This window comes from Streptomyces sp. NPDC059853, assembly GCF_042731495.1.
Lineage (GTDB): Bacteria > Actinomycetota > Actinomycetes > Streptomycetales > Streptomycetaceae > Streptomyces.
In genome coordinates this window covers 1-8,933 of the sequence record NZ_JBHWJL010000222.1, presented here as the reverse complement: position 1 = coordinate 8,933, position 8,933 = coordinate 1, and the positions used below count along the sequence as shown (strand labels likewise).

General features: G+C 72.5%; 5 protein-coding genes and 1 pseudogene. All 6 read left to right on the top strand.

Annotated elements, in window-relative coordinates; genetic code table 11:
• A pseudogene (locus ACFV5N_RS20460) lies at positions 1-232 on the top strand (hypothetical protein); the annotation flags it as partial.
• An 83-nt stretch (positions 233-315) separates the two neighbouring features.
• On the top strand, positions 316-660 hold the full coding sequence (locus ACFV5N_RS20455) for a hypothetical protein (protein WP_385601715.1): 345 nt from the start codon (positions 316-318) through the stop codon (positions 658-660).
• 41 nt (positions 661-701) lie between these two features.
• Entirely contained in the window at positions 702-3,164 is a 2,463-nt protein-coding gene (locus tag ACFV5N_RS20450) for a hypothetical protein (protein ID WP_385601712.1), read from the top strand.
• Positions 3,165-3,166: 2 nt separating this feature from the next.
• The gene (gene eccCa, locus ACFV5N_RS20445) at positions 3,167-7,204 is read left to right on the top strand and encodes a type VII secretion protein EccCa (RefSeq protein WP_385601709.1); all 4,038 of its coding nucleotides are present in this window, start codon (positions 3,167-3,169) and stop codon (positions 7,202-7,204) included.
• Complete coding sequence (gene eccD, locus ACFV5N_RS20440) at positions 7,201-8,643, top strand: type VII secretion integral membrane protein EccD (protein ID WP_385601706.1); 1,443 nt, start codon at positions 7,201-7,203, stop codon at positions 8,641-8,643. The genes eccCa and eccD overlap by 4 nt, the downstream gene beginning before the upstream one ends.
• An 11-nt stretch (positions 8,644-8,654) precedes the next feature.
• A partial coding sequence (locus ACFV5N_RS20435; protein ID WP_385601704.1) for an AAA family ATPase occupies positions 8,655-8,933 on the top strand: 279 nt, incomplete at its 3' end.

The window sequence follows — 8,933 nt, the reverse complement described above, 5'->3', positions numbered from 1 at the left end:
CGGCCCCGGGACCGCTCGTACGGGGGTGGGAGCGGTCCGGGAGCCGGCCGCCACCTGGCGTTCCCCCGGCACGGGCGAGGCGGCCCGCCGGCTGGCCCCGCCGGCCGCCCCGGCCGCCCGGGTTCAGCGCCCGGAGGAGGAGAAGAACACCGGAAACCCCACCCGGCTGACCGAGAACCCGGCCGTGTGGGCGGCCGGCGGGCCCGCCCGGCCCGGCGTCCTCGGGGACTGACGCCCCCGGTACCCCGGTGGCCCCGCGCTGGGGGCGGGGCCACCGGGGCGGTCGCCCCGGACACCGGATCGAGAGGAAGAGCGATGAGCGACGACAGCCTGCAGTACCTGCCCGAACAGTTCCGCACCAGTGGGGGAGTGCACCATGAGGCCGCGGACGGGGCCGAGGACCTCTCCCGCCGCATGAAGTCGGTCACCGCCTCCGCCTCCCAGTTCGGCGGAGCCGGGGCGGCGACGTTCAGCGCCGCGCTGACGAGCGCCGCGAGTGACCGCGGCGAGATGGCCCAGCGCGCCGCGGAGGACCGCACGGCCATCGGCGAGGGCGCTGTCGCGGCGGCCTCGCACGGGGAGGAAGCGGACGCCGCCGCCCACACATTCCTGACCGTCACCACCACCGACGTGAGCCGCGGTATCGCGGACAGCATCTGACCCGCCACTGATCACACACAGCCGTCCGGGGGCCGTCGCGCATGTCCCACATCAGCTTCACCCGCCAAGAGGTCGTCGACGAGGCCGGCTGCGACCCCTGGAAGGAGAGAACCGACTTCGAGAACGAGACCGACGCGGAAGAGATCTTCACGCTGTCGAGCGTCTTCCGCAACGGATCGGAGGTGGCCGAGGAGACCGGCTCCGTCGCCGCGTACGCCTCCGACCTCGAAGAGCGCGCCGGTACCCGGGGAAGCAACGCCGTCTACGACAGCGCGGCGGAACACCTCGTGCAGACGCACGAGAATCTGGGCGGCGAGAACCTCGAAGTGATCGCGCGGATTCTCGGTGACGTGGCCGAGGAAGCGGAGACGGTCCTCGAACGGAACGAGGAGGCCATCACCGGCGGGATGGGCCTCAACTGGCAGCTGGACCGCCACGAGGCGGGTGCCAACTCCGAGTACAGCACGTTCGACACCTGGCTCGCCGGGCACCACTACGGTGTCGGGGCTGAGCTGGAATACACGATCTACGAGCGCACCTTCCGGTCGGTCTACGGAACCTTTCCGGTCGGTGGCGTGCGCGACCACATCAAAAACGTCCATCTCGGCATGCTCGCCAGTTACGCCACGGCGGTCCACGAGGGCATCACGGAGCGCATCGAGGACTATTACTCGCTGCTCTACCGCAAGGAATCCGAACTCGGGGACCACGGATACAACACCGTCGAGAGCCCGCTGGACTTCTGGTTCACGCCGGGCCGCGCGGAGTACGAGGCGGAGCAGCTGGAGATCGAGCTGAACAAGGACGACCCCGATCCCGAGAAACTCGACCGGTACACCAGCAATCTGGCACGGATCGCGGAGGCGGTGTACGGCGATCCGTACAACCCCATCGACCCGCCGAACGAACTGGAGGACTGGCAGTACGCCTACCTCCAGAGGTATTACGACACCTTGAGCCCCGATGTCTTCGAACGGCTCAGCGGCCACATGCCGGCCGACGGGACGGGGCCGGACGCGGGGATGGGCGCCGTGCAGCGGGCCGAACTCGGCGCCGGCTTCTACCGGGCGCAACTCGCCCTCGCCAATGGCATCAACATGGTGACGAACCCGGAGCTTCTCGGGGAGAACTCCCGGTTCCGCGGCGACGAGGCGTACATCCCGGCATCCATCGTCCCGTTCTTCGAGCCCCATGGACCCGGCTCCCGCGAGGACCCCGAGGGGTACGGCCTCACCTCGTTCAACGGCTTCGGCGAGACGATGGCGCACGCCACCGTCCCGCCCGGCGACGACTTCGCCTTCAAGATGTCCAACGCCGCCATGGACTGGTGGGACTTCGCCCAGACCCTGCCGATGGACTCCTCCGGTGAGTGGATCGCCAACACCGGCAGTGGCGACCTGCTGCACACGGTCTCGCTGAACAGCGGCGTCTCCACCCAGCTCCTCAACGACGACGACTACCTGGACCGGCTGCTGGACGCCGAGTGGGTGGACGGAACGGGGGCCGCCAGCCTCATCCGCTCGGGCACCATGCCCGGGGACGGCGAGCCGAACGAGGAACAGCTCGACGCCGCGCGAAACGTCATCATGGCGGCCGCGTCCGAGCCGGACGGCGAACGGGCGATGCTCATGGCGGTGGACATCCAGGACGCGATCTCGGATGTCGGCATCTACCACCTCGACTCCCTGGTCGCGGTGGAGGAGAACGGCCGGGTCCAGGACATCTTCGGCGAGGAGATCCCGGGGTTCAACATCTCCGTGGAAGAACGCGAGGCGTTCTACCAGTTCATGGCGCGCACGAGCGAGGACGTCCAGATGTCGCACATCGCCGGAATGCAGGCCTACGGATACAACGAATCCCTCAAGGCATTCGAATCCGGCAGCCGCACCGCCATCGACAATGTGATGGAGCGCATGGGCAACCTCACCGGCGTGTACGAGCGGGAACAGATCATGTATCAGTACAGGGAGACCAAGGAGGACGACAAGCAGGCGGCCGATATCAACGCCATGTGGCGCACGGGCACGGCCGTTGGGGTCTCCGCGGTGGGCGCCCTCGCCACCGGTGGGCTCGCCACGGCCGCGACCTGGACGGGAATGGGAAACACCGTCATGCAGGCGATCATTCCGCCCCCCACCCCCATGGCCGACAACAATCTGAACGAGACGCAATACGAGGAACTCTTCAACACCGGAGCGCCCATGCGCCACATCTTCGTGCAGGCGGCGGCCGACGCCGACTACGGCAGCGCGCGAGCGGACATGGAGCGGCTGGGCATTCCCGACCTGCACACCGCATCGGCCAGAGAGACCGCTCCGCTCTACGAGAGCCTCGGTTTCGGTGAGGATCTGAAAGCCGTGGAAATGCAGGAAGGCGTGGAGAGTCCGGGGGGCGCGGACGATCTCCGGGCCAGTGATTACGCCTGGGACGGGTCGAGTTATCTCGATCCGCGCCGGGACATCATCGGAGCCGACCCCTTCACGCGGAACACAGAAGACGACTGATCATGATGAGTCACAGCGGGGGTCGCCCCGCCACCGGTCCCCTGGTCGTCATCCGCAGGCCGGCCCGCCAGGAGCGGCCGCAGGTGCCCGAGCAGGAGCTGGTGCTCCAGGCGCCGCCCGAGTTGCCCAAACCCGAGGACGGCAACGTCTGGATGACCGCGCTGCCCGCGCTCAGCGGGCTCGGGTCGGTCCTGTACATGCTGACCATGGGCCGCGGCGCCATCGGGTACGTCGTCGGCACCATGTTCCTGGTCTCCTGCCTCGCCATGGTCATCGGCTCCGTGGTGCGGCAGCGCGGCGCCGGGAAGAGCCAGGCCCGCAACGAGCGGCGCGAGTACCTGCGGTACCTGGAGCGCACCCGCGCCGACGTACGGCGCACCGCCGACGCGCAGCGCGCCGCCCTGGAGTGGGACGCCCCCGCGCCCGGCACGCTGTGGGGGGTGGCCGCCGGCCGCCGGCTGTGGGAACGCCGCGCCGCCGACCAGGACTTCGGCGTGGTGCGGATCGGCACCGGCCCCCGCTATCTGGCCACCCCGCTGGTGCCAGGCGAGTCGGCGCCCGTCGAGGACCTGGACCCCCTCTCGGCGGTGGCGCTCAAGCGCTTTGTCGACACCCACTCGGTGGTACCGGCCCTGCCGGTCCAGCTGGCGCTGCGCCGCTTCGCGGCCGTCCACATCACCGCGTCCGGGAGCGAGGACGTGGAGCGGGCCCGCGCCCTGGTGCGGGCCGTGCTGGCGCACGCCGTCACCTTCTACTCGCCCAAGGACCTGCGGGTCGTGGTGTGCACCCCCGACATCGAGGGCGAGCGGTGGGGCTGGGTCAAGTGGCTGCCGCACGCCCATCACCCCGAGGAAGCCGACCACGTCGGCCCGGTGCGGATGCTGCACCCCTCGCTCGCCGTCCTGGAGGACTGGCTGGGCGCCGAGCTGACCCGCCGCACCCGGTTCAGCCGGACGGCCGAGCCCGACCCGGACGTCCCGCAACTGCTCGTCGTGCTCGACGGCGGTCTGACCACGGGGGCCGAGGCGCTGCTCGACCCGCACGGCATGCAGGGTGTCACCCTGCTGGACCTGGACGGCCGGGCCCTGCCGCTGGCCGAGGCGCACGGGGTACGGCTGGACATCGACGGCGACGAACTCTCCGTGCTCGCCGGTGAGACCCGCGACGGTCTCGGCAGCGCCGACCGCCTCTCGGTCGCCGAGGCCGAGGCCCTGGCCCGGCAACTGGCCCCGTACCGGATGGACACGGCCACCCGGGCCGCCGACAGCCAGGACCTGGACACCGCCGTCAACACCCTGCCCGCCCTGCTCAACATCCCCGACCCCGGGCGGCTCGACCTGGACATCCTGTGGCGCCCGCGCCCGATGCGCGACCGGCTCCAGGTGCCCATCGGTGTCTCCGCCGACGGCGGTCTCCTCAGCCTGGACATCAAGGAGTCGGCGCAGAACGGCATGGGCCCGCACGGGCTGCTCGTCGGCGCCACCGGCTCCGGCAAGTCGGAGCTGCTGCGCACCGTCGTCCTCGGCATGGCCGCCACCCACTCCCCGGAACAGCTCAACCTCGTGCTGGTCGACTTCAAGGGCGGCGCCACCTTCGCCGGCATGGCCGAACTGCCGCACGTCGCCGCCGTCATCACCAACCTGGAGGACGACCTCAGCCTGGTCGACCGCATGAGGGAAGCGCTCTCCGGTGAGATGAACCGCCGCCAGGAGGTGCTGCGGGACGCGGGCAACCTCGTCTCCGTGCGCGACTACGAGCGGGCCCGGCAGCGCGGCGCCGATCTGCCGCCGCTCCCCAGCCTGTTCGTGGTGGTGGACGAGTTCTCCGAACTGCTGGCCCAGAAGCCCGACTTCGCCGAGCTGTTCGTCCAGATCGGCCGGCTCGGCCGCTCCCTCGGTCTGCATCTGCTGCTGGCGTCCCAGCGGCTGGAGGAGGGGAGACTGCGCGGCCTGGAGGCCCATCTGTCCTACCGCGTGGGGCTGCGCACCTTCTCCGAGTCCGAGAGCCGCACCGCCATCGGCGTACCCGACGCCAACCACCTGCCCAGCGCCCCCGGCCACGGCTATCTCAAGACCGACACCGCCACCCTCAAGCGCTTCCGCGCCGCCTACGTCTCCGGCCCCTACCGCAGCGAGGAGCAGGGCGGCGGCCCCGCCCTCGGCGGCACGGCCGGGGTCCGGGCGTTCCCGGCCGGGTACGTCCCGGTCCCCGCCGACGAGCGGCCCGCCGAGCCGGAACCGGAGCGGGAGGCGGACGAGTTCGCGGAGAGCGAGGAACTGGGCAGCACCGTGCTCGGCGTCATGGTCGAGCAGATGACCGGCCAGGGCCCGCGTGCCCACCAGGTGTGGATGCCGCCGCTGGACCAGCCGGAACCCCTGGACGCCCTGCACGGCGACCTCGCGGTACGCCCCGGGCGCGGCTTCGGCAGTTCGCCCCGGCGCCCCGAACTCACCGCGCTCATCGGCATCGTGGACCGGCCCTTCCACCAGCGCCGCGACCCGCTGGAGCTGAACCTGGCCGGGGCGGGCGGCCACGTCGCCGTCGTCGGCGGCCCGCACAGCGGCAAGTCGACCGCCGTCCGCAACATCATCGCCTCGCTCGCCCTGCGCCACACACCCGCCGAAGCGCAGTTCTACTGCCTGGACTTCAGCGGCACCCTGTTCCCGTTCGGGAAGCTGCCGCACACCGGCGGCGTGGCCTCCCGGCTGGACGCGGAGACCGTGAACCGCACCGTCGCCGAGGTGCTGGAGGTCATGGAGAGCCGCGAGAGCCGCTTCCGGGACCTGGGTGTGGAGTCCATGGCCGACTACCGGCGGGCCCGTGCCCAGGGCACCGTCACCGACGACCCGTTCGGCGATGTCTTCCTGGTCGTCGACGGCTGGCAGGTGCTGCGGCAGAGCTACCCCGACCTGGAGGCCGCGCTGATGGGCGCCGCGGCCCGCATGCTCACCTACGGCATCCACCTCGTCATCACCGGCAACCGCTGGCTGGACATGCGCATGGGCCTGCGCGACCTGATCGGCACCAAGGTGGAGCTGAAGCTCGGCGACGCCCTGGACTCCGAGGTCGACCGCAAGGCACAGCGCGGCATCCCCGCCGGCCGCCCCGGGCGCGGCATCACCGCCGACAAACTGCACTTCCTCACCGCCGTGCCGCGCGTGGACGGCGTCCACTCCGACGAGGGCATCCCGGACGGTGTCGCCGACCTCGTCCGCCGGATCGACAGCGCGTGGCAGGGCGAACGCGCCCGCCGCGTCCGGCTGCTGCCCACCTCCTTCACCCTGGAGGAGGCACCCGCCCCCGACCGCCCCGGGGTCACCGTGGCGCTGGAGGGCAACCGCCTGGAACCGGTGGTCTTCACCCCCGGCGAGGACCCCGGACTGATCGCCGTGGGCGACACCGAGTCCGGCAAGACCTCCCTGCTGCGCGCCATCGCCCGGCAGATCGTGACCACCCGCACCCCCGACGAGGCCCGGCTGATCATCCTGGACCACCGGATGTCGCTGCTGCGGGAGTTCGACGGACCGCACCTGCTCGGCTACTCCACCACGCACGAACGCTCCATGGAGGTCATGGGCGGCGTCGCCGAGGGACTCAGGAAGCGGATTCCCGGCACCGACGTCACCCCCGAGCAGCTGCGCGACCGCTCCTGGTGGAAGGGCGCCGAGATCTACGTCCTCGTCGACGACTACGACCTGGTCGCCACCTCCCGGGGCAACCCGCTGCGCTCCCTGGCCGACTACCTGCCCCAGGCCCGGCAGATGGGGCTCCACCTGTACATCACCCGGCAGGCGGGCGGCGCCTCCCGCGCCGTCGGCGACCAGGTCCTCGGCCGCATGAAGGAACTCAACTTCCCCGCCGTGCTGATGAGCGTCCCCAAGGACGAGATGCCCATCTGGGGCGTGCGGCCCGCCCAGCGCAAGAAGGGCCGCGGCCTGCTGCTGCACCGCCGGCTCGGCAACACCCCCGTCCAGCTGATCCACACCCCCTCGCCCCTCGCCCCGGCCACCGACGACACCACCCCCCGGAAGCAGCCATGAGCGCCCCCACCACCCCGCGCCCGGCGACCGCGCCGCCGCGGGCACCGGCCACCGCCGCCCGTACCACCGAGTTCGTCCGCATCGGACTGGCCGGCCCGGCCGGCCGCGCCGACCTCGCGGTCCCCGCCGGGGTCCCGCTCGCCCGGCTGCTGCCCACCCTGCTGCGGCACGCCGGTGAGGAGCCGGAAGCCGACGGCGGGGTGCGGCACGGCGGCTGGATCCTGCGCCGGGACGACGGCAGCGCCCTGGACGCCGCCGACTCGCTCACCGCGCAGGGCGTGCGCGAGGGCGACCTGCTGTTCCTCGGGCACGGCCACGACGACACCACCCCGCCGCTGTACGACGACGTGGTGGAGGTCATCGGCGACCACGGGGTACGCGGCCCGTGGCCACCGGCCGCCACCCGCCGCACCGCCGCAGGACTGGCCGTCGTCGCCGCCCTCGCCGGCTGCGGCACGCTGGCCGCCGCCCCCGGCCGGCTGCCGGGCTGGCTCGGGCTGGCCACGGCGCTGCTCGCGCTGGCCGTCGGGGTGCTGATGTCCCGGGCCTTCGCCGACCGGGAGGCGGGTACCTTCGCCGCCGCCCTGGCCGCCCCGCTCGCCGTCCTCGGCGCCGTCCGGCTGCTGGGCACCGAGCCCGGCCTCGGCGGCCTGGGCCCCGGCCATGTGCTGCTGGGCTGCGCCACGCTCGCGGTCATCGGCGCCGTGGGGCCGCTGCTGGTCGGCGGCGGCGAGAGCACCTTCACCGCCCTGGTCACGGCGGGCCCGCTGGGCGCCGTCGCCCCGCTCGCCGCCGTCCTGTGGGACGCGGAGCCCGCCCGGGGCGCGGCCGTCGCCGCACCGCTGGCCCTCGCGCTGACCACCGTGTGGCCCACCCTCGCCCTGCGGTTCGCCCGCGTCCCCGCCCCGTACGTGGCCGCCTCGGCCGAGGACCTGGAAGCGCTCCCCAGCCATCTGGAGCACGAACGGCTGCGCGCCCGGATCGAACAGGCCCGCCGGCTGCTGCTCGGCATGCTGCTGGGCAGCCACCTGGTGGCCGGGGCCGGCGCGCTGGTGCTGTTCGCCTCCGGCGGGGTGTACCCGACGCTCCTCGGCGCGGTGCTCGTCCTGCTGATGATGCTGCGGTCCCGGCTGTTCAAGGAGACCCGCCAGGCGGCCGTCCCGCTGGTCACCGCCCTGCTGACGCTTCTGGGCGGTGCCGCCGCCCTCGTCCTCGGCCGGGCCGGCGGCACCCTGGCCCTGCTGGGCGTCGCCCTGCCCGTGGCCCTGGTCACCGCCCTGGTGGCGGGCGGCGTCGCGGTGGCTGCCGGACGGGTCCGGGTCAACCCCCGGCTGCTGCGCGGCCTCGACCTGCTGGAAACCGTGGTCCTGGTGTCCGTGGTGCCCCTGGTGCTGGCGGTCTGGCAGGTCTACACCACCCTGCTGAACCTCACGGTGTGAGGGGGTCCGGGATGACCAGCACCCACCGGACGCGCCGCGGCACCGCGGCGGCGGCCAGGCGGCGGGCCACCGCCCTCCTCGCGCTCACCGCCGCCCTCCTCCTCGCCCCCCTGACCCCGCTCACCCCGCCCGGCATCGGGAAGACCACCCTCGCGTATGTGGTCAGCCAGGCCACCCAGAAGCGGTTCGTGGAGCTTTCGGCGATCACCGCGGGGGTGAAGGAGGTGCGGGCCGTCATCGACGGCGCACGCCGCTCCTCGGGGGCGTACGGCCGGGAGACCGTGCTCTTC

What these genes read in the sequence shown, in the direction of transcription:
- ACFV5N_RS20455 (WP_385601715.1), top strand. Translation starts at nt 316, where the DNA reads ATGAGCGACGACAGCCTGCAGTACCTGCCCGAACAGTTCCGCACCAGT.
- eccCa (WP_385601709.1), top strand. Translation starts at nt 3,167, where the DNA reads ATGATGAGTCACAGCGGGGGTCGCCCCGCCACCGGTCCCCTGGTCGTC.
- eccD (WP_385601706.1), top strand. Translation starts at nt 7,201, where the DNA reads ATGAGCGCCCCCACCACCCCGCGCCCGGCGACCGCGCCGCCGCGGGCA.
- ACFV5N_RS20450 (WP_385601712.1), top strand. Translation starts at nt 702, where the DNA reads ATGTCCCACATCAGCTTCACCCGCCAAGAGGTCGTCGACGAGGCCGGC.